Consider the following 20,289-nt stretch of genomic DNA (forward strand, 5'->3'; position numbering starts at 1 on the left):
CTAAAACCACTTAACCAGGAGTGAAATTCGCTAATTAATATTGAAGGGATCGACACCCACAGAGTCGATTTTGGTTTTGGAACAATCCAGAGAGAGATCCAGCCCTGATGAAGGCAGTTTAAATTTTCCTTTCTTAATACCGGATGATGGATCGCTGTAAATTTTCACCATGAATTTATCCCAGATTGGGCGTGCGGTTTTTGTTCCTGCTCCAAACTGCCATGAAGGAAAATGAATACTTCGTTCATCACCGCCAACCCAGACTCCTGTTACAAGATTATTTGTCACACCAATATACCAGCCATCAGATGCATTATCAGTAGTACCTGTCTTTCCCCCGATTTCATTATTCTCCTTAACGATATCACTTAAGCCTTCTGAGGTGCCTCCTGTTTCTTCCACACCACCCATCAGCATATAGATCATTTTATAAGCAGTCTTCTCACTGATAGATTGTTTTGTTTTAGGAACATAGTTTTCAATAACGTTTCCGTTTTTGTCTTCAATACGTGTAATGAAAAACGGTTCAGTATAAATCCCGTTATTCACGTAGGTACCGTAGGCGCCAACCATTTCGTAAAGAGAGACATCGCTTACACCAAGACAAAGAGCGGGCACTGTGTCAAGATTGCTTTTAATTCCCATCCCATGTGCAAAATCAACGACGTTTCCCGGTCCTAGTTCTTTCATCAACTGTGCGGTAACGGAATTCAATGATCTTGCCATTGCCTGGCGAAGAGTCACTTTTTCACCTTTCCCGTAACCTCCGCCTGAATTTTCTGGAGTCCACGTCTTTCCTCCGGAGAGTTTAAAGGTGGGAGAAATGTTCTGTCGGATCTCACAGGGTGAATAACCTAAGTCCATGGCAAGTCCATAGACAAAGGGTTTAAAGGTTGAGCCAGGTTGGCGTTTTGACTGTTGTACATGATCGAATTTGAAATATTTATAATTCAATCCACCCACCCATGCTTTAACATGCCCCGTTTCTGGATCCATCGACATCATTCCGGTTTGCAGAAAGCGCTTGTAGTATGCCAATGAATCCAGCGAACTAAAAAGAGTATCACGCTCTCCGTTCCAGGTAAAAATGGTCATCGACTTTTTCAGATTGAGCATTATATCAATGGAGTCTGAGTTTGCTCCATATTTAGCGGTTAGACTTTTATATGTATCCGACTGACGAATTCTCGATCTTAAAAATCCTGAAATTTCTTTTCCGTGATCTTCAATCCATGGATTCTTTCCTTTCCATTCTTTTATAAAATCTTTTTGAAGTTTTCTCATATGATCAGCCACAGCTTCTTCAGCATATCTTTGTAATCTGCTATCGATGGTAGTATAAATTTTAAGTCCCGAACTTAGAAGATCAATGCCTTTCGCTTCACAGATCTTCTTGAGTTTGTTGGTAATGACAGTTCTGAAATGCGTTGCAATTCCTTCATTCTGATTCAGAATTCTGTAATGCACTCCAAGATCCAAAGCGGAGATAGAATCAAATTGTTTTCGCGTTTTGATTTTATACTTACTCCGGAAAACTTTTGCGAGAACTTCATTACGTTTTTTAATAGTGATTTCTGGTCGCCGGAGAGGGTTGAAGAAGTTGGGATTCTGAAGCATTCCTACCAGTAATGCAGATTCCCGAAGATCAAGATTGGCAGGAGACTTACTGAAGTATGTTTCACTGGCGACCCTGATTCCAAATGCATTATTATTGAATGCAACGGTATTAAGATACATCGCAAGGATTTCCTTTTTTGTAAAATTTCTTTCCAGATCAATAGAGATGATCCATTCCTTCGTCTTCTGAACAATCCGCCTGGGAAGACTTCCCAACGAGGCAATTGATCCATCAAGTGAATGATCAGGATTGAGTGTAAAAAGATTTTTAGCTAGCTGCTGTGTGATTGTGCTTCCCCCACCAGCAGGACTGAGTGTGATAATACCACGGAATACCCTAAGAAAGGCCTTAAAATCAAGCCCTGAATGTGAATAGAACCGGTGGTCTTCCGAGATTACCAGTATGTGAGTGAGGTCTTGTGACAGATCCTCAAATTTTACCTGACTTCGATTATAGCGGTAATATCTACCCAGCGATACTCCATCAGCAGATATCAATTCAGAAGAAAGATCATTTTCGGGGTTCTCAATCTCAGCGATACTTGGCATCTCACCAAAAAGGCCAAAGAGATTAATCCCAACGGAGGCTACATATAAAGGCAGTCCAAGAATAAAACAAATGAATAGTATCCAGCAGTACTTAATGGCTTTTGGAAACCATGAACGTTGAATATTTACCAGATCACTGATTTTCTTTCTGATAGTGCCTATCAAAGAAACTGAGGTATTCATCCAGGGCTTTGTTTCGGTAGAAGATATTAAAATTATCCTTAGTTATCACAAAGCTGTGAAAGTTTAACGTGGAGAATGGTTTTGCGGTAGATAGAATACTCTTAAACCGGTTGAAATATTCGAGGGCATCTGCCTGATTGGTAATCGTGCTTACAAATGTCAGAGCGTATTGATCATTCAAAAGCAGATTGCTTGTCTCAAGTTTTTTGCTTTTAAAATATTCGGCATTGAATTTCTCCAATGACGCTGACACGATATTACTGACGTTATCAGGAAAGCGATGAACGATTACAAAATAATGAGGCTCATCGAAGGACGCCATGAATCTTATGCCTTTTGATCTCTCTGTTTTTTCAAGGAAAGTCCTTGAGCTTTCCAGTAATGTTTGTGCGTACAGATGAATGGGTTGATCTTCATATTTTTTGATGAATTCTCCGAGTTCATACTGATATCGTGTGACGTCTTCGGTTTTACCAGTAATGAGAATCTGCAAAAGATCCAACTGAGGTGTAAAAGTTGTTTCACCAACGGCGCGGGCCGTTTTTATTTTATCCTGTGCTCCCCTGAGATTATTTTTTTCAAACTCAGCATAAGCTTCTTTGTAAATGATCTTTTGCTTTTCCTGTGCGACACTTGTTTCTTTTAGATAATTTGGATTCAGCAATATCTTTGTATAAGTAGAATTTGGAAACTCATCTTTCAGATTCTGAGCAAGCACGTCTGCCTTATTGTCTCCACGCTCTTTATGAATGAGGTATAACTTATAGAGGACTTCAGGTTTAAAGGAAGACTTTGGGAATCGATCTAAAAGTTTTTCGTAGGAATCTTCGGCGTTATCTTTTTCACTTAACTGGAAATAATAAAGATCTCCAAGTTTGAAGTAGGCTTCTTCAATCATGCCATAGGAAATCTTCTTTTGATCATCTGTAACAGGTAACTCGCTGAGGATTTTTGTAAAGGCCTGTTTTGCAGGGGATATCCCTGCTACAACCGGCGCAATAACCTTGGGATCATTACTGACATTAGTACTGGTAACATCATTTGGATTGGTAACGACCGATGAAATGGTAGCGGTTCGCGAGGACCTCCTCCAGTTATCCTCAAGAGGTATTGTGCCCCAAATCCTCTGGAATTCACCCTGCCCGGATGAAACGGCTGATGCATTGCCAAAATACCAATCGGTAGTGCTTGTGGATTCCGTGAGAAAGAAGCTGCTGCTTTGATTGTTGCCGCCGCTATTATCAGATCTTTTTTTCTTCTTTTTCTTTCCTTCTTCTTTCTTTTCTCGTGCTGCAAAGACAGAATCAATTCGGCTATGGAGCACGGATGAATCAAGAGCGGCCATCATTAATAAACTATCCTGCCATTGAATGGTTTCTGTATACTTTACAAATTCTCCCAGAACCTCATGACGTTTTTTAATAGCGACATAATTTTCAAACTCCGGAGGCAAAGCGGTGACCGCGCTATCGTAAAATGATTTAGCCAGAGAGAAACGTTTCAGTGAATCAAAGTATAGCTGACCTATGCGGAGATAGGCATTGCCTTGTATTCTTTTATTCTTCCCCGCGTGAGCGGATAGTTTATATTGATCGATTGCCTCAGGAATATTGCCCTGCTTTCTTTCGAATTCGCCAAGTTCAAAATAGATCTTGTCTTTAAATTCCTGGTTTTTAGTATCGGATAAAAGCTTTGCAAACTGCTTTCGAATGTTTCTTATATTTTTTGAATTGTCAAGACGCGCTACCTGAGCCATGTTAAGGCGGGCATAAAAATCTATTTCGTAATCTGGATTGGTGGCAAGGCATCTTTGATAATAATTGTACGCTTCAGATCCGAAGCCAAGTTTTTGATAGACCTGACCAATAATAAAATAAATCCTTCCTTTTCTATCTGCTTTAGTAAGCAGGGAATCTGATTTGGTAAGGTTCCGAAGCATATTATCATAATCGGCACGGACCTGATAGTAATAAGCCTTTTCCAGGTAAAGATTTTTTGAATTCGTCTTATTGAGTTTTTCTTTTTCAAGAAATTGAAATGCTTCTTCGGCTTTTGCAAATTCCTCTTGTTCAGTAAAAGTTCTGATCAAATGAATAAGTGCTACATGACGAAGATTTATGTCATGGCTTTTAGTGTTGACAAATTTGAAAGTTTGGATAGCGTTCTGAAAATCGCAGTCATAAAGTCTGGCAAGACCCACCAGCACATAATCATCATCAAGCCATCGGCTATTGGGGTGACGTTGTATCGAGATGGAAGCCATCTTGATAATTTCTTCGGTATCTTTTTTATAGCTTTTAGCAAGGGTTGTATCCAGCTTGGGGAAAAGCCTCAAGATCTGATTAGGGTCATCATCAAGACTTTTGAGAATAACTTTTTCAACTTCACGTACTTTTTCCTTCGCGTAGAAATATCCGTTGAAGCGCGCCGTTGTATTGTGATAAAAACTTCCGACTACGGTGTTTTGATTGGATGAGCAGCTCCACCACGTTAATGCGGAAACGAGACAAAAAACCACAATAACCAGACGTCGGATCACCTTCATGAAGGGGTTTGAGCTACAAACGTAAAAAACAGATTTTCAATATTATAATCGGCCAGAATATCTAATTTTGCACATATTTTCCTGATTTGAAACCAAAAAAGACAATATCTGAAAGGCTGACGGCTCGCTACCAAATGGTGGTCCGAAATGAGGATAACCTGGAAGAGAAATCAAGCTTTGGCTTTACGTATGCCAAATTACTTGTTTTTTCCATCGTAGTATTCATAGTTGTCTTTATAGGCAGCCTTTATCTTGCTCAAACCCTTTTAGCAAAATGGTTTGACCCGCGCTATGCACAACGCGAAACCAATAAGAAGCTGGATCAGTTTGCCCTTAAGGTAGACTCACTTTATCAGGAGATGGACAACAAGGACAAGTTCATCGAAAATTTCAAAAGAGTTCTCAATGGTGAGACAGACAGCACATCAAATATTGATCAGGCGACTGCATTGAGAGAACAGGATAAGCCAGTGACATCTGTCAGCAGTGTTCGCCTTGAGCCAACAGATTCACAGTTCAGAAAAGATTTTGAACAGTCGGAACTTTCAATGATTTCTCTGACGAGCAGTAAGTATCGTGAACTCAGAGAGACATTTTTCTTTTCACCGATCACAGGTTTTATATCAGATAAGTATGATGTGAAGAAAGGACATTATGGGGTTGATATTGTTGCCAAGACAAATGAGCCGGTAAAGTGTATCGCAGACGGAACTGTTATTATGTCCTCATGGACACAAGATGCGGGCTATGTGATAGCGATCCAGCACAGGGGCAACCTGATCTCGGTATTCAAGCACAATGCCGAATTATTGAAAAAAGTTGGTAATTTTGTGAACGCAGGTGAAATTATCTCTATTGTTGGCAACAGTGGCGAGATGACTGACGGACCCCACCTTCATTTTGAATTGTGGTACAACGGCAACTCCCTTAATCCGGAAGAGTTTGTAACATTCTAAAAAACACAAAGACATGTTTACTACGAAAGAGGAAAAAAAAGCAGCTGAAGAAATCAGCAATTCCAGTAATGTTATTGGAAAGGGAACTGTGATTGAAGGAAATATTGAAACCTTCGGAAACATTCGCATAGAAGGCCGTATCAACGGCAACATTAAGTCAAAGTCAAAAATTGCATTGGGCAACTCAAGTCACGTTGACGGAAACATTACTGCACAGAATGTAGATATTGAAGGAACTGTAAAAGGTAAAATTGAAATATCTGAAGTTCTGGTTTTGAAGGCTACTGCAGTAGTGCACGGTGACATTTCTACAGGTAAGCTTGTGGTTGAACCAGGAGCAGTATTCAACGGAAGTTGCAAAATGGGCGCCGCTATAAAGGATATAAAGTCAGCAGAGAATGGAGCAGCCTCACACGCCTACAGATCCGAAGCCATCTAATTCTTTCCTCAGGTACGGTAATTTCGCTCTTCAGCTATTTGGAGGCATGGCCCTTGCAGGTTGGCTTGGCTACAAGCTTGATCAATATCTTGGGTTTGGATTTCCTGTGTTCCTGCTTTCATTCGTTCTGATTGTTTTCACGGGAATGCTATATACCATGTATAAGAAACTTAAAAACGACTAGTTGCTACGTTTTTCAATCATAGCGGTATTGCTGGCTGCAGTGGTTTTGCTGGTAGTGGTGGTAGCTTCTGATGCAGGATATTTTGATCTGCCGTCATTTTTCAAAGAGATTGTTATTTTTTTAGGGATTTCCACAATAGGCCTTTACAGACTTATCACCAACAGAATAGGATCCAATCCCTCTGACTTTGTCAAAATATACCTTGGTGTGACTGTTTTGAGAATCCTTTTTTTTGGCGGATTTATCTTCGTGATCATCAAACTTGACCCTGATGGAGCTATTGAAAATACCGTCCTGTTTCTTGTCTGTTATTTCCTTTTTACGATCCTGGAGGTGGGTGTTTTATTCAGGAAAATAAATGCCCGAAAGTCCTCCCAACATGGGCAAAAAGATCTTTAAAGATTTTTTTTTGGCTCATTAATGAATAGTTTTGCGGTCGATTTAAAAAGACTGTGACGACCTACCCAAAAAAGCCGTTTCCCCTAGTAAAAAGCGCGTTTTTAGCGTGTTTTTTAACCCTTTTTTCAGTGGCATTTTCTCCTGTAATCGCACAGGAAGATCACCACTCAGAACAACTCACAGATTCGACTACAGTGGAGTCTTCAGAGTCAGCTGAAAAGGCGCATGGCAAGAGTCTCGACATCAGTGAAGTGATCATTGAGCACGTTTTGGACAACCACGTTTGGCACTTTTTCAACGGTCATTATGGCACAATTTATCCTCCGGTAATTGTTTATACCAGCGAGCGCGGTCTTGAAATGTTTTCTTCTAAAAACTTTTTTGACGAACACCACAATCCTGTAGCATATAATGGCTACACCCTTGAGCATGACAAGATTCACCTTGGAGAAAAGTCTGTTCTTGATCTTTCCATTACAAAGAATGTTTTGATGCTTTTCATCAATGCAACTATTTTGTTGCTGGTGTTTGGCGCGGTAGCCCGATCATATAAGAAGAATGCTGGTAAAGCACCGAAAGGCATTCAATCTTTCATTGAGCCGATCGTCTTATTCGTAAAGAATGATATCGTAAAGCCTAACATTGGACCAAAGTATGAGAGATATCTTCCTTATTTACTCACCTTGTTCTTCTTTGTCCTTTTTGGAAATCTTTTAGGATTACTTCCGGGAGCGGCTAATCTTTCAGGCAATATCGCGGTAACACTGGTATTAGCGCTGATCACTTTCGTGATTACCAATGTTAGCGCAAACAAAAACTACTGGATGCATATTCTATGGACACCTGGCGTGCCATTGCCATTGCGCATTATCATCTTGCCGGTTGAGTTGATAGGGATATTAACCAAGCCATTCTCGCTTACTATTCGTTTGTTTGCTGCAATTACAGCTGGTCACATCGTATTGTTAAGTCTTGTTGGATTGACTTTCGTATTCAGTAGCTGGTATGTTGGAATCGGAGCATCGTTGTTTGTTTTGTTCATCAGTCTGATTGAATTGCTGGTAGCAGGAATCCAGGCTTATGTGTTTACGCTTTTCTCTGCCTTATATATAGGAATGGCAGTAGTAGAGCATGGACATGACAATCAGCATCAACACGATTAAAAAGAATTGAGGTAGGAAACTACATTAAGATACCCCAGGAGAACCCTGGATTTTGTTTCACTTTTAATTTTTAACATTATGTTATTTTCAATTTTAGTAGATGCTAGCTACGCACTTTTGGGTGCTGGTGTCGGTGCTGGTCTGGCTGCAATTGGCGCCGGAATCGGAGTAGGCCGCATCGGTGGCTCTGCAATGGAAGCAATGGCACGTCAGCCAGAATCTGCTGACAAGTTGCAGGGCTCTATGTTGATCATCGCGGCTCTTGTCGAGGTGGCAGCGCTATTCGCTCTTGTAATTTGCTTCTTGATTTCCAACACAACAGGCGCGAAAATCGCCTAGTTTGTTTGAGGTCTAAAGCATCTTAAGCATGAATTTGAAACTTGCCTTAGGCAATGGGCCGGGCAGGTTTCTTTTTACTCTGAATGAATAACTGATCACAGTTGATCTAAAAATATAGAACTATGGAATTCTTAACCCCCGGCTCAGGCCTTCTCTTCTGGCAGTTTGTTGTTTTTATTGCCTTGGTTTTCCTTTTGGGTAAAATGGCATGGAAACCAATTCTTGCTTCTTTGAAAGAGCGTGAAGATTCAATTCAAAATGCACTTGATTCTGCAGAAAGAGCAAAGAATGAGATGGCTTCATTGAAGTCAGATAATGAGAAATTAATGAAGCAGGCCCGTGAAGAACGTGATATAATGTTGCGCGAAGCACGTGATGCTGCTAATCGTCTTCATGACCAGGCACAAGCCGATGCCAAGAAGAATGCTGACAAGATCATTGAGGACGCAAAAGCAGTTATCAATATTGAAAAGCAAGCAGCATTACGCGACGTGCGCGCGCAGGTAGCGACCTTCTCTCTGGAGATTGCAGAAAAGCTTATGAAGAAAAATCTTTCTACCGATAAAGCTCAAAAAGAAATGGTAGATGGTTTTATGAATGATTTAAAACTGAACTGATAGCAGACTAACATGGCGGATTTACGCGTAGCCTCAAGATATGTAAAGTCACTGCTTGGATTGGCAGTGGAGAAAGGTGCTGTAGAAGCCGTGCATCAGGACATGCTTCTGTTTTCAAAGATCTGTGCTGAGAATCGTGACTTTACTGTCATGCTTCGTAGTCCTGTAATCCGTCACGAAAAGAAGCGTGCTGTTCTGGACAAGATATTTTCAGGAAAGGTGAATCCCTTAACAATGGCCATCATTGATATTCTTACGAAGAAGAATCGTGAGCCTTTGTTGCCTGCCATCGCTGCAGAATTTCACAATGCTTACAACGAATACAAAGGCATTGGCAAAGCGTATATCACTACAACAATTCCAATGGATCAGGAATTGCGTGCGAAAATTGAAACTATTGTGAAGAAGCTTAGCGCTCAGAAACAAGTTGAAATACACGAGAAAGTTGATAAGGATCTGATCGGCGGATTTATCCTTAATGTTGGAGATCGTCAGATTGATGCATCAATCAGAAGCAAACTGAAATCATTGAAAATGAAATTCACTGAGAATTTCTATGTGAAAGAATTTTAATAACGAATAAAGAATAACAACGAATAACGAACTTAATTATGGCAGAGATCAGACCCGAAGAAGTTTCCGCAATCCTACGCGAGCAATTATCAAGCGCTCGTACAAGCGCAGAGTTGGAAGAAGTCGGCACTGTATTAACAGTAGGTGATGGCGTGGCCCGCATATATGGACTTACCAAAGCTCAAGCCGGAGAATTGATCCAATTCGAAAACGGATTGCGTGCATTGGTATTGAATCTTGAAGAAGATAACGTTGGAGCGGTATTACTTGGAGACCCTCAGGGTATCAAGGAAGGTGCTATCGTAAAACGTACTGGTCAGATCGCTTCTGTAAAAGTTGGTGAAGGTGTTTTAGGACGTGTTGTAGATACCCTTGCAAAACCAATCGATGGTAAAGGACCTTTGACTGGGGAACTTTATGAAATGCCACTTGAGCGTAAGGCTCCAGGGGTGATTTTCCGTCAACCAGTAAGTGAACCGCTTCAGACAGGTATCAAGGCGATTGATGCAATGATTCCGATCGGTCGTGGTCAGCGTGAGTTGATCATCGGTGATCGTCAGACTGGTAAGACTGCCGTTGCAATTGATGCGATCATCAACCAGAAAGAATTTTACGCAGCTGGCAAGCCAGTTTATTGTATTTATGTGGCAATTGGTCAAAAAGCATCTACAGTTGCTTCAGTGGCTGCAACACTTGAGAAGGCTGGTGCTTTACCATATACTGTCATTGTTTCTGCCTCAGCTTCAGATCCTGCTCCGATGCAATTCTTTGCACCGTTTACAGGAGCTGCGATTGGCGAGTTTTTCCGTGATACCGGCCGCCCTGCTCTTGTAATCTATGATGACTTATCAAAACAAGCTGTTTCATACCGTGAAGTTTCATTGTTATTGAGAAGACCTCCTGGTCGTGAGGCGTATCCTGGAGATGTATTCTATCTTCACTCACGTTTGCTGGAGAGAGCCGCGAAGATCATTGCAAATGATGAGCTGGCTCAGAAGATGAACGATCTTCCTGCAACCATTAAACACCTGGTGAAAGGTGGTGGTTCATTGACTGCCCTTCCGATCATTGAAACACAAGCGAATGATGTGTCTGCCTATATCCCAACGAATGTTATTTCTATCACAGACGGTCAGATATTCCTTGAAACGAATTTGTTCAACTCTGGAATTCGTCCTGCGATTAACGTTGGTATCTCGGTATCACGTGTGGGTGGATCTGCGCAGATCAAATCAATGAAGAAGGTTGCCGGAACATTGAAGCTGGATCAGGCACAGTTCCGTGAATTGGAAGCTTTTTCAAAATTCGGTTCTGATCTTGATGCATCTACTAAGCTTACGATCGAACGAGGCCGTAGAAACATGGAAATATTGAAGCAGCCTCAGTACGAACCGGTTCCTGTTGAAGAGCAAGTAGCAATTCTTACAGCTTCAACCCGTGGTTTCCTTGATAAAGTACCTGTTGAAAAAGTGAAGGAGTTTGAAAAAGATTTCCTTGGATTGTTGAGAGTTCAGCACAAGAACATCCTTGATAATTTCAAGGCAGGTAAAGTTGAAGATGCAGATGTTGCGATGATCAAGAAATTAGCATCTGAATTATCTTCTAAATATTAGAATTGAAAATTGACTAACTGATTTATCGGTTAGTTCAATCTTAAAATAAATATGGCCAGTTTAAAAGAAGTTAAGTCCCGGATCAGTTCAGTGATCAGCACGCAGCAAATCACCAAAGCCATGAAAATGGTTGCGGCGGCCAAGTTGCGTAAATCACAGGATCGAATTATGCAGATGCGCCCCTTTGCGCAAAAGATGACAGCTATTTTGCAAAATCTATCTTCTGGAAATAATGATGGCGACAGCTGGTATAGCGATGTTCGTCAGGAAGAAAAGATCTTAATCGTAACTATCAGTTCTGATCGCGGTTTGTGCGGATCTTTTAACTCAACCGTGTTTAAAGGAGCGTTGCGTCTTATTCAGGAAAAGTATTCTTCTCAGCAGGCAAAGGGAAATGTTACCATTCTTCCTTTAGGAAAGAAGTCTCTTGATTTTTTCGCGAAGAGAAAATATCCAACAGCAGCTGAATATGTAAACGTATTTCAGGGATTGTCTTTTGATAAGGTTTCTGTTGTCGGAGACTATCTGATGAACTCCTTCCGTAAAGGAGAATATGATAAAATTGAAATTGTTTACAATCAGTTTAAGAACGTTGCAACTCAGATTTTGGTAGCAGAGCAATGGTTACCTGTAGTTCCGGTAAAAAATGCTGCCGGACCACGTCAGGACATTGATTACATCTTCCAGCCAAATCAGGAGGAGATTATGACTGGATTAATTCCTAAGTCATTGAAAGTTCAGCTTTACAAAGCAGTTCTCGATTCAAATGCTTCTGAAAATGGAGCAAGAATGACGGCGATGGACAAGGCAAATGAAAATGCCGGAGAACTCCTTAAAGACCTCAAATTGATGTACAATCGTACACGTCAGGCAGCGATTACAAAGGAAATCCTTGAGATTGTTGCGGGAGCAGAGGCGTTAAAGAGCGCATAAAGAAAAAATCGAATAACTTGAAGCCCGTCTCAGTGAGATGGGCTTTTTGCTTTTAAAGGAATACTACAGGATTGTTTGATGAAATCTTTTTTGAATGCTTACAGATTTCTGAATATCATCAGCATCGATGTGGCATGCGGAGCTGTTGTATGCGCGGCTTTCTTTGCGGATATTTTAATGATAAAACTCAAAACCTATGGATTTGCATCTTTGGGTATGACGGTATGGATCATTTATACAATTGATCATCTTCTTGATGCAGGAAGACTAAAGAATCAGGCGTCCACAGAGCGTCATAGATTTCATCAAAAATATTATAAGTTATTAAGCCGGATTGTGATACTGGCAATTTTCATTGATTTATATATGATCTTTCATGTACGAAAAGCAATCTTTGACAAGGGACTGGCACTTTCTTTTGTTGTCTTAATCTATTTGTTGTTGCAGAAATGGATAAGTCCATTTAAGGAAGTTGTGGCAGCACTCTTATATACCTGTGGTATTGTGTTGCCTGCCTTCTCTCTGTATTCAGGCATCTTGCCAGTATCTTCTATTCTTCTGATGATCTCTTTTGCGATTACAGCATTTATCAACCTCATTTTGTTCTCAATGTTTGATGTCGATAAAGACATTAGTCATACCCAATCATCAATTGTTATTTTGATTGGTAAAAGGAACACTTCTTTCTTTCTGATGTTTTTATTTTTTGCCCAGGGAATCCTGTTTTTTTATCTGGCAATGAAGGGAAATAATTTTATGGAAATAATCGTGCTGTTGGTAATGAATGTTGTTTTAATTATTCTATTTGTCTTTTCTGAACAATTTAAGGGGGGAGACCGATATCGTCTTATTGGCGATGCTATTTTTCTTTTGCCACTTCCATACCTGATTTTAAATGGGTAGTTCGTTTGATTTCATCGCTCCTCACTATGACAAGATGGTGAAACTTGTTTTTGGAATGCAAATGCAGAAGGCTCAGCATTTTTTTCTAAGTAAAGTCCGGGATGGATCAAAAGTGGTGGTATTGGGGGGAGGCTCAGGATTATGGCTCGATCAGTTTCTTAAAGAACATTCGAAGTGCAAAATTGTCTATATAGAATCAGCCTCACGAATGCTGGATCTCGCCAGAAAGAAATCACTTGCGGATAGCAGGATTGAATTTCGTTTGGGGACAGAAAACTCCATAACAGAGTTAAATCACTTTGATGCTGTGATAACTTTTTGTTATCTCGACCTGTTTTCAGATGAAGAACTTGTTAAAATTATTGAGAAGATAAAAGCATCAGTTAGACATGAAAGTGTTTGGCTGGCAACCGATTTTGTGTCCGATAGACAATGGCATAAGGCAATGCTGAAGCTGATGTATAGCTTTTTTGGGTTAGTATCGAGGCTGAAGAATCAAAAACTACCTGACTGGAATAGAGCATTAAGAAGTTCAGGTTTGGTAGAGGAGGAAAGAGAGTTTTTCTATGGAGGTTTTATAAAGAGTTCAGTCTATCGGGTGAGGTAATCACCATCAACGTAATGACTATTTTTCAGATGGATTCTTTTTCTCACTAAGGAGTTTCTTAAGAATTTCCTTTAACCTTTTTTCTTTTGTCTCTTCTTTTTTTGCTGATACTATCCAGTTAACATACTCTTTTCGATTGGTGTAGGATAGGGTTGAGAAAAATGCGGATGCTTTAGGATTTTTTTTTAAAATACTTTCGAGCTCTTTTGGCAGCACAACGATTCTTTCTTCAGTATCCTGCTCAATGATGACCTGAATCCTGTCACCAACAGATTTTCCTATTGCTTTTCGAATATCTTTCCTCACCCCAAGACAATGTCCAAAACCCATGTCCACAATAGAGCCACGATATTCGTATCCATCAAAGGTTGCTTTCACTTTGACCCGCTTCGCAGCAAATGCTTTTTGAACATCGAACGGGATTGAAATGAAGGCTGTGTCCATGCTTTTTTCCACATTTTCCAGGACTGCTTGAAAGATGAATTTGGTTTTGTTAGTCTTCACGTCTGAATTGAGGCTTTTTTAAGAGATATACCGAAGTTAATAAGCTCAAAATAATTTTGAGCATTCCCAATCCTTTAATTTGAGGGACTTTATTACATGCAAAGCTGTAATAAAGTCCACAAACATTATATTTAGTGTCCATTATTGAATGATCCAAAAAAAGGAAGAAAGCCTGCAGCGTTTAATTGATCACCTTCCTGTGGTTGTCTTTGAATATACCTTTTTCCCAGACGGGCATCGTGACTTTACATTTATCAGTCCCCGTGCAGAGGTGTTGCTTGGAATAAGTCCCGGGGTAATTATGAATGGACATCTCTCCATTAGTTCCTTTATTCACCCGACGGATTTAGCTTTTTTTAATGAAAGCATTAATGAAAGTGTTAGTCAACTGAAGGAGTGGAAATGGGAGGGTAGATGTAAAGGAATCAACGGCTATTTGTGGATTGAAGCTCAGGGATTTCCTATTAAAATGGATGATGGAAGCGTTTCCTACAATGGAATATTCTTTGACATTACAGAAAAGAAGAGACTTGAGCAGCAACAACTTGAAACAGAGCAACGATACCGCGATCTTATTGAACAGCTTCCTCTTGGTATTGTGATTCACATTAATGGGATCCTGGTATTTGTTAATGCCGCTGCCGCAAAAATGGTAGGAGGTAAACAGGAGGATCTTATTGGGATGAACGCATATGCGTTTGCTCATCCTGATTCATTTGCCGAAATTAGAGAGCGTGGTGAAAAAGTTCTTCATGGAGAATCCACTCCTCCAATTGAGCAGAAGTATCTTCGTCTCGACGGTTCCACAATCCATGTTGAAGCTTCAGGGCATCCGTATCAATATCGTGGTGAAAATGCCATACAAATAATTTTCTCTGATATCACAGAGCGTAAACGGGCTGAGGCAAGTTTTAAAAAGACAGAAACACTATTCTATCAGCTTTTTCAAAGTACACCTCTCGCTGTAACGCTATTGAATGAAGAGGGAAATGTTGTTCAGATCAATAAAGGATTTGAAGAAACTTTCGGTTTCAATGTTGAAGAATTGCAGGGAAAAAGTCTCAACCAGTTCATTGTTCCAAGTGATTTGAAGGAAGAAGGCAATGATCTTAACAATCTTATATCCAGTAATCAGGTAGTTAAGATGGAGACCATCCGTCATAGAAAAGATAAGACGCTGCTATCAGTGATTATCTACGGCGTACCAGTTTTACTGCAAGATCAGACAATTGGTATTTTCGGAATGTATGTAGACATCACAGATACCAAGAAAACTGAAGAGGAATTGAAGATCAGGAATACGGAGCTTGATAATTTTGTTTACAAAGTTTCACATGATCTCAGGGCGCCGCTATCCTCAATTCTTGGCCTCGCAAATCTCGCGACATTGCCAGGGAATGACGATAATCTTGTTGATTATATAAAGTTGATGCGTCAAAAGGTTGAGCAGTTGGATCATTTTATAAGTGATGTGTTAAGCCATTCAAAAAATCTCAAGATGGACTTGCTTGTGGAGCAAGTTGATTTTCAGAAAATAATTGATCAGACTTTCAGTGATCTGAACTACCTGAAAGGAGCTGATCTTGTAAAGAAGGACATTCATGTTACTTCAAAAGAGTTTTACAGTGACCCATGGAGAGTTGCTGAGATTTTCAGAAATCTGATTTCCAATGCTATCAAGTACAGACGACTTGATCATGACCAGACTCATATCGTAATCGACATATCGATGGATGATGAATACTGCAAAATTGTCTTTAAGGATAACGGCATTGGAATTGATAAGGCTAGTCTTGATCGGATTTTCGAAATGTTCTATCGGGCAAGTGATCAATCTGAGGGTAGTGGCTTGGGTCTTTACATTGTGCGAAATGCTGTAGAGAAATTGGGAGGAAATGTTCGTGTGGAAAGCGAACTTGGAAAGGGCACAACATTTAGAATCCTTTTGCCGAATCAGCGTATAAATAAATAGTACTCAATAGTATCATGCAAATCAAGGAAGTACAATCATCAGAGGATATAAAGGAGTTTTTGCAATTCCCAGTACGGCTTTATCAAAAAACAGCTCACTGGATCCGGCCTCTGGATAGTGATGTTGAGTCAGTTTTTGATAAGGAAAGGAATAAAGCCTATCGACATGGGGATTGCATCCGTTGGCTACTGAAAGGTGATAATGGAGAGACGATTGGAAGAGTTGCTGCTTTTGTTGTTGAGAAAAATGTAAACAAGGGAAATGATCAACCCACTGGTGGAATGGGTTTTTTCGAATGCATTAATGACCAGATGGCTGCTTACCAGCTTTTTGACCAATGTACATCATGGTTAAAAGCAAAAGGTATGGAAGCAATGGATGGTCCAATCAACTTTGGAAGTCGTGATCGTTGGTGGGGATTGTTGGTGGATGGATTTGAATATGAACCGAACTATCAATGCAACTATAATTTTCCATACTATCAAAGCTTTTTTGAATCATACGGATTCCAACTTTATTTCAACCAGCTCACGTTTGCCCGCAAGGTGATGGAACCACTTTCAGAAAGACTCGACATGAAGGCTAAACTGGTAGCGCGCGACTCCAATTATAGTTTTCGATATATTCAGAAAAAAGAGCTTAATAGACTACCGGAATATCTAAGAACAGTTTATAACAAAGCATGGGCCAATCGGGCAGAAAACCCTGAATTAACACCGGCGCAGTCCGTACTTCTTGTAAAGCAAATGAAGCCTATTATTGATGAGCGCTTACTTTGGTTTGGATTCTATAAGGATGAACCTGTGGCGTTTTTTGTTTCTCTTCCTGAGATCAATCAGATTTTCAAACATGTCAACGGAAAACTCGACTGGATTGGTAAGATTAAATTTCTTTGGCATAAATTAAATAAGACCAATAACAAAGCCTTTGGAATCCTATTTGGTGTTGTTCCGGAGCACCAGGGACTAGGTGTTGATGGGGCGTTGATCATGGCCTCGCGCGAATTGTATCAATCGAATAAACTTCCCTATACGGAATTTGAAATGAACTGGATTGGAGATTTCAATCCTAAAATGATACAGGTAGTTGAGCAGGTGGGTGGTTATGTTTCCAAAAGACACATCACCTACAGAAAGCTTTTTGATGCGACCAAGCCATTTAAGAGACATCCAATTCTCAGATAGAAGGAATTTCTATCTTTTTTGAAGGGAAATAAAAGTGTCGTGAAGTTTTAATACTTGTGGGATAACCATCCTTTGATCATCATTGTAGATAATAAAATCTGCCCTTTTTAATTTTTCCTCTTCGGGCCACTGACTGAGCATAATTGATTTTATATCTGATTCTGTCCTTTGAGGATCACGAAGTGAAACCCTTTTTAATCTTACATTCTCTGGCGCGGAGACTACGATCATCTTGTCAACCGATGTGTAGGAACCTGCTTCATATAGCAATGCCGCTTCCCTGATCAAATAGGGAAATTTTTTATGTTTTTCAGACCAGTTTGAATAATCAATCGCTACCCGAGGATGAACAAGACTGTTTAATTTCTCCAAGCTATCCTTTTTTCCAAAAGTCAAAGAACTGATATGTCCCCGGTTGAGAGTTCCGTTTTTTTCGTAAGAAGCTTCTCCGAATTCACTCTTGATCTGCCCAACGAGTACAGGATCAGAAGTCATTAGATTTCTTGCATGACTGTCGGCATCATAAATTGGAACTCCAAGTGTTTTGAATATCCGGCATACAAGACTTTTTCCTGATCCGATTCCTCCGGTTATGCCAACTTGAAGGGGACGATTCATGATTTAGTATTTCTTGACCTTGATTGAATCGATATGAGTAAGCACAGCGTATTCAGGGATCTTCCTTATTATTGGCAGAAAGGATTTGGTTTCTCCTTTTTGGATCTCAGATATTTTGTCAGATAATTCCGCAAGTAATGGCTCGTTCAAAAAATCCTTTTGATTTTTCTGTGGGACAATAAAACTAACAGCTACACTGTCATTAACTAATTCCGTTCCCCAGGGTATTTTTGGAGTTTTTAGTTTAAGATATCGCATAACCTCAACCACAGGCCCGACTTCAAACATTACTTCGGCAACGGGTGGATTGCGGCTTATAAGATCCTTGTGGCTCACAATCACTTCTGCATTTTCCCTGACATTACCATCAACGCGTGTGGACTGGATTTTTAAAATGATGGTATCACTTAATTTTTCTATCAGGCTTTTAGGTCCTTCGAGCATGACTGAGTCTGGTAAGATTACCACAGGACCTGAACGACCAAAATTCTTCTTGTAAGAAATTTCACTAAGATCTGCTTTCAATATTATTTTCCGCTTTGCTGCGGGCTCGATTTTCAAGCGAAGCGTGTCTGTCACGATATAGTTTACATGTAATGATCCGATCTGGCTTGCGACAATGGGAGAGAGAGTCCCCGCAACGATCTTGCGAGCTTCAGTAGGCCTTTCCAACGTCATAGAAATTGTTGGTACTTTAACCCCCAGACTTTTCCTTAACAAGTCCCATCCATTCCCGCTGACATTAAGAGCAAGTGATGAGGGTAAAGGATCTACCGCAATATATTTGGAGGCATCGTATTCAAAGTGCAGCGGAAATTTAAGGTTCGTTGCATAATTTTTATTTAATGCGTTGAATATCCAGAAAATTGCCGCTGCAAAAAGACAAAGTGCCAACGCTTTCCAATTAGTGCGGTCAAACCGCAGAAGATTGCTGATGGCACGAAAGAAATTCAAATCAGAGGGTCAGTCTCAGGCAGAAACTTATTTGCCTGCAGTCACTGCTTTAGTTGAATCCATAGATACAGAAGTCTTGGAAAATTTGATGCGTGCACCACGCTCAAACTCAAGAATGAAGCCGTCATCTTCAATTTCGGCAACACGACCATGAGCACCACCGATTGTTACAACGAGATCTCCCTTTTTAATTTCTTCAATAAATTTTTTCTGATCCTTTGCTTTCTTCTGTTGAGGGCGGATCATAAAGAAATAGAAAATCACGATCATCAAACCGATCATGACATAAAACTGAATCTGGGAACCTGCTGTTTGTGCTTGTAATAGAATATTAAAAATCATAGGTATTTTTTTGAAGACCAAAGGTATGAATTTGGAGGGAAATGGGTAAAAACAAAAATCCCCCGCTTTTGGCGAGGGACTTAATAATAAGGTTGTTAAAACTACTTCGTTGGACCGTTTTGCTCAGCCTTTGGAGTCACCATCGCCTTAAAGCGAAGAGTTGTAGTTTTTGGCCATGTATTGGCAGTTACTGTAATGGTTTTATTTTGAATACCAGGTTTTCCATTGGTGTCAAACTCAGCAATAACTGAACCTGTGCCACCTACAGGAATTGGAGTTTTTGTCCAGGTAGGAACTGTGCAACCGCATGAAGGTGCAGCACTTTGAATAATCAAAGGTGCCTCTCCTGTGTTTTTAATTTTGTATGTGTAAGAAACTTTCAATCCTTCATTGATAGTTCCAAAATCATGATCAATTTGTTCAAATTGAGCGACAGGAAGCGGTCCTTCTGGCTTCTCTTCTGCAACAGGGGCAGCCTCTGCCACAGGATTTGCAACAGGGTTAGCTGGTGTAGTCTTGTTTGTCTCTAACTGAGCAAGACGACTTTCAAGCTCCGCAATACGTTTCTCTGCCTTTCTATCAGAGCAGTTGATAAACAATAGCAGTGACGCTGCTATCATTAATATGGAAATGCTACGTTTCATAACTTGTAATATTTAATCTTGAATTTGTAAAATTATCGAGAAAACTGGTCAGATTCAGATCGTTAACAATACATTAACTTTTCTTGGTTCCGCGAATCTGCTCAAGTAAATCGTCAACATCCTCCAGCAATCTTTCTGCTTTGCCTTTTGCTTCTGAAACTACTTTTTGACCTTGTGCCTTAGCTTCTGTGGTAAGTGGTGTTTCTTTTCCGGACACGAGATCATTAATATATTCCTCCAGCATCTTTTTGTATTTATCTAAACGAAAGGAAAGCTTTTCCCGTGTGTTAGACCCTTTATCCGGTGCATATAAAACTCCCAAAATTGCTCCTGCTGCTGCTCCTGCGAGAAATGCTATTAATGTATTACTGCTTTTTTTACCCATGACGAATTACTTAAGGTGCAAAGATAATTTATTCAAATGACTCTCAATAGTCCTTTTAAAGGTCGA

General features: G+C 40.1%; 22 protein-coding genes. 14 read left to right on the forward strand and 8 right to left on the reverse strand.

Annotation, left to right across the window (positions count from 1 at the left end; translation table 11 throughout):
- Nucleotides 1-30: 30 nt before the first annotated feature.
- Together HOP08_11045 and HOP08_11050 are read right to left on the reverse strand one after the other, a co-directional pair.
- A complete protein-coding gene (locus HOP08_11045) occupies nt 31-2,349 on the reverse strand; it encodes a penicillin-binding protein (GenBank protein ID NOT75458.1) in 2,319 nt (772 codons plus the stop codon).
- Nucleotides 2,300-4,894, reverse strand: a complete 2,595-nt coding sequence (locus HOP08_11050) for a tetratricopeptide repeat protein (protein NOT75459.1) — start codon at nt 4,892-4,894, stop codon at nt 2,300-2,302. The genes HOP08_11045 and HOP08_11050 overlap by 50 nt, the downstream gene beginning before the upstream one ends.
- A 134-nt stretch (nt 4,895-5,028) precedes the next feature.
- Between HOP08_11050 and HOP08_11055 the strand changes: the two genes are divergently transcribed.
- The 12 genes from HOP08_11055 (at nt 5,029) to HOP08_11110 (ending at nt 13,620) form a co-directional block, all read left to right on the forward strand.
- Nucleotides 5,029-5,850, forward strand: a complete 822-nt coding sequence (locus HOP08_11055; GenBank protein ID NOT75460.1) for a M23 family metallopeptidase — start codon at nt 5,029-5,031, stop codon at nt 5,848-5,850.
- 13 nt (nt 5,851-5,863) lie between these two features.
- Nucleotides 5,864-6,289 (forward strand): polymer-forming cytoskeletal protein, encoded by a 426-nt coding sequence (locus tag HOP08_11060; protein NOT75461.1) that lies wholly within the window; start codon nt 5,864-5,866, stop codon nt 6,287-6,289.
- Nucleotides 6,249-6,473: an AtpZ/AtpI family protein gene (locus HOP08_11065; GenBank protein ID NOT75462.1), complete on the forward strand. Its 225-nt coding sequence runs from the start codon at nt 6,249-6,251 to the stop codon at nt 6,471-6,473. The genes HOP08_11060 and HOP08_11065 overlap by 41 nt, the downstream gene beginning before the upstream one ends.
- Complete coding sequence (locus tag HOP08_11070; protein NOT75463.1) at nt 6,474-6,872, forward strand: hypothetical protein; 399 nt, start codon at nt 6,474-6,476, stop codon at nt 6,870-6,872.
- 146 nt (nt 6,873-7,018) lie between these two features.
- Nucleotides 7,019-8,035, forward strand: coding sequence for a F0F1 ATP synthase subunit A (gene atpB, locus HOP08_11075; protein NOT75464.1), 1,017 nt, complete (start codon nt 7,019-7,021; stop codon nt 8,033-8,035).
- Between the two features lie 78 nt (nt 8,036-8,113).
- A complete protein-coding gene (gene atpE, locus HOP08_11080) occupies nt 8,114-8,374 on the forward strand; it encodes an ATP synthase F0 subunit C (GenBank protein NOT75465.1) in 261 nt (86 codons plus the stop codon).
- A gap of 122 nt (nt 8,375-8,496) precedes the next feature.
- Nucleotides 8,497-8,991: a F0F1 ATP synthase subunit B gene (gene atpF / locus HOP08_11085; GenBank protein NOT75466.1), complete on the forward strand. Its 495-nt coding sequence runs from the start codon at nt 8,497-8,499 to the stop codon at nt 8,989-8,991.
- 12 nt (nt 8,992-9,003) lie between these two features.
- Nucleotides 9,004-9,564 carry an ATP synthase F1 subunit delta gene (gene atpH / locus HOP08_11090; protein ID NOT75467.1) on the forward strand — a complete coding sequence of 187 codons (561 nt, stop codon included), beginning with the start codon at nt 9,004-9,006 and terminating at the stop codon, nt 9,562-9,564.
- A 38-nt stretch (nt 9,565-9,602) separates the two neighbouring features.
- A complete protein-coding gene (locus tag HOP08_11095) occupies nt 9,603-11,177 on the forward strand; it encodes a F0F1 ATP synthase subunit alpha (protein ID NOT75468.1) in 1,575 nt (524 codons plus the stop codon).
- Between the two features lie 51 nt (nt 11,178-11,228).
- The gene (atpG, locus tag HOP08_11100; GenBank protein ID NOT75469.1) at nt 11,229-12,110 is read left to right on the forward strand and encodes an ATP synthase F1 subunit gamma; all 882 of its coding nucleotides are present in this window, start codon (nt 11,229-11,231) and stop codon (nt 12,108-12,110) included.
- Nucleotides 12,111-12,188: 78 nt separating this feature from the next.
- Nucleotides 12,189-13,013, forward strand: a complete 825-nt coding sequence (locus tag HOP08_11105; protein NOT75470.1) for a hypothetical protein — start codon at nt 12,189-12,191, stop codon at nt 13,011-13,013.
- The gene (locus HOP08_11110; GenBank protein ID NOT75471.1) at nt 13,006-13,620 is read left to right on the forward strand and encodes a class I SAM-dependent methyltransferase; all 615 of its coding nucleotides are present in this window, start codon (nt 13,006-13,008) and stop codon (nt 13,618-13,620) included. The genes HOP08_11105 and HOP08_11110 overlap by 8 nt, the downstream gene beginning before the upstream one ends.
- Nucleotides 13,621-13,638: 18 nt before the next feature.
- Here HOP08_11110 and HOP08_11115 read toward each other — a convergent pair whose 3' ends face one another.
- On the reverse strand, nt 13,639-14,064 hold the full coding sequence (locus HOP08_11115) for a DUF1905 domain-containing protein (GenBank protein ID NOT75472.1): 426 nt from the start codon (nt 14,062-14,064) through the stop codon (nt 13,639-13,641).
- Nucleotides 14,065-14,272: 208 nt separating this feature from the next.
- Here HOP08_11115 and HOP08_11120 point away from each other — a divergent pair, with 208 nt between their 5' ends.
- Together HOP08_11120 and HOP08_11125 are read left to right on the forward strand one after the other, a co-directional pair.
- Nucleotides 14,273-16,096, forward strand: coding sequence for a PAS domain S-box protein (locus tag HOP08_11120; GenBank protein ID NOT75473.1), 1,824 nt, complete (start codon nt 14,273-14,275; stop codon nt 16,094-16,096).
- A gap of 14 nt (nt 16,097-16,110) precedes the next feature.
- Entirely contained in the window at nt 16,111-17,280 is a 1,170-nt protein-coding gene (locus HOP08_11125; GenBank protein ID NOT75474.1) for a hypothetical protein, read from the forward strand.
- Between the two features lie 9 nt (nt 17,281-17,289).
- On the opposite strand, the gene HOP08_11130 is transcribed toward HOP08_11125, so the two are convergent.
- From HOP08_11130 to HOP08_11150, 5 genes are all read right to left on the reverse strand, one after another.
- The gene (locus HOP08_11130) at nt 17,290-17,898 is read right to left on the reverse strand and encodes a dephospho-CoA kinase (GenBank protein ID NOT75475.1); all 609 of its coding nucleotides are present in this window, start codon (nt 17,896-17,898) and stop codon (nt 17,290-17,292) included.
- Between the two features lie 3 nt (nt 17,899-17,901).
- Nucleotides 17,902-18,852: a hypothetical protein gene (locus HOP08_11135; protein ID NOT75476.1), complete on the reverse strand. Its 951-nt coding sequence runs from the start codon at nt 18,850-18,852 to the stop codon at nt 17,902-17,904.
- Between the two features lie 27 nt (nt 18,853-18,879).
- Nucleotides 18,880-19,194, reverse strand: coding sequence for a preprotein translocase subunit YajC (gene yajC, locus HOP08_11140; protein NOT75477.1), 315 nt, complete (start codon nt 19,192-19,194; stop codon nt 18,880-18,882).
- A 101-nt stretch (nt 19,195-19,295) separates the two neighbouring features.
- Nucleotides 19,296-19,814 carry a DUF1573 domain-containing protein gene (locus HOP08_11145; protein NOT75478.1) on the reverse strand — a complete coding sequence of 173 codons (519 nt, stop codon included), beginning with the start codon at nt 19,812-19,814 and terminating at the stop codon, nt 19,296-19,298.
- A gap of 97 nt (nt 19,815-19,911) precedes the next feature.
- Nucleotides 19,912-20,223: a YtxH domain-containing protein gene (locus tag HOP08_11150; GenBank protein ID NOT75479.1), complete on the reverse strand. Its 312-nt coding sequence runs from the start codon at nt 20,221-20,223 to the stop codon at nt 19,912-19,914.
- Nucleotides 20,224-20,289 lie beyond the last annotated feature (66 nt).

It is taken from the genome of Cyclobacteriaceae bacterium (assembly GCA_013141055.1).
In the GTDB taxonomy this organism is placed as follows: Bacteria; Bacteroidota; Bacteroidia; order Cytophagales; family Cyclobacteriaceae; genus ELB16-189.

Excerpts from the sequence above, each read along its gene's own strand:
- HOP08_11045 (NOT75458.1), bottom strand. The coding sequence starts at position 2,349 with ATGAATACCTCAGTTTCTTTGATAGGCACTATCAGAAAGAAAATCAGT.
- HOP08_11050 (NOT75459.1), bottom strand. The coding sequence starts at position 4,894 with ATGAAGGTGATCCGACGTCTGGTTATTGTGGTTTTTTGTCTCGTTTCC.
- HOP08_11055 (NOT75460.1), top strand. The coding sequence starts at position 5,029 with ATGGTGGTCCGAAATGAGGATAACCTGGAAGAGAAATCAAGCTTTGGC.
- HOP08_11060 (NOT75461.1), top strand. The coding sequence starts at position 5,864 with ATGTTTACTACGAAAGAGGAAAAAAAAGCAGCTGAAGAAATCAGCAAT.
- HOP08_11065 (NOT75462.1), top strand. The coding sequence starts at position 6,249 with ATGGAGCAGCCTCACACGCCTACAGATCCGAAGCCATCTAATTCTTTC.
- atpE (NOT75465.1), top strand. The coding sequence starts at position 8,114 with ATGTTATTTTCAATTTTAGTAGATGCTAGCTACGCACTTTTGGGTGCT.
- atpF (NOT75466.1), top strand. The coding sequence starts at position 8,497 with ATGGAATTCTTAACCCCCGGCTCAGGCCTTCTCTTCTGGCAGTTTGTT.
- atpH (NOT75467.1), top strand. The coding sequence starts at position 9,004 with ATGGCGGATTTACGCGTAGCCTCAAGATATGTAAAGTCACTGCTTGGA.
- HOP08_11095 (NOT75468.1), top strand. The coding sequence starts at position 9,603 with ATGGCAGAGATCAGACCCGAAGAAGTTTCCGCAATCCTACGCGAGCAA.
- atpG (NOT75469.1), top strand. The coding sequence starts at position 11,229 with ATGGCCAGTTTAAAAGAAGTTAAGTCCCGGATCAGTTCAGTGATCAGC.
- HOP08_11105 (NOT75470.1), top strand. The coding sequence starts at position 12,189 with ATGAAATCTTTTTTGAATGCTTACAGATTTCTGAATATCATCAGCATC.
- HOP08_11110 (NOT75471.1), top strand. The coding sequence starts at position 13,006 with ATGGGTAGTTCGTTTGATTTCATCGCTCCTCACTATGACAAGATGGTG.
- HOP08_11115 (NOT75472.1), bottom strand. The coding sequence starts at position 14,064 with ATGGACACAGCCTTCATTTCAATCCCGTTCGATGTTCAAAAAGCATTT.
- HOP08_11120 (NOT75473.1), top strand. The coding sequence starts at position 14,273 with ATGATCCAAAAAAAGGAAGAAAGCCTGCAGCGTTTAATTGATCACCTT.
- HOP08_11125 (NOT75474.1), top strand. The coding sequence starts at position 16,111 with ATGCAAATCAAGGAAGTACAATCATCAGAGGATATAAAGGAGTTTTTG.
- HOP08_11130 (NOT75475.1), bottom strand. The coding sequence starts at position 17,898 with ATGAATCGTCCCCTTCAAGTTGGCATAACCGGAGGAATCGGATCAGGA.
- yajC (NOT75477.1), bottom strand. The coding sequence starts at position 19,194 with ATGATTTTTAATATTCTATTACAAGCACAAACAGCAGGTTCCCAGATT.
- HOP08_11145 (NOT75478.1), bottom strand. The coding sequence starts at position 19,814 with ATGATAGCAGCGTCACTGCTATTGTTTATCAACTGCTCTGATAGAAAG.
- HOP08_11150 (NOT75479.1), bottom strand. The coding sequence starts at position 20,223 with ATGGGTAAAAAAAGCAGTAATACATTAATAGCATTTCTCGCAGGAGCA.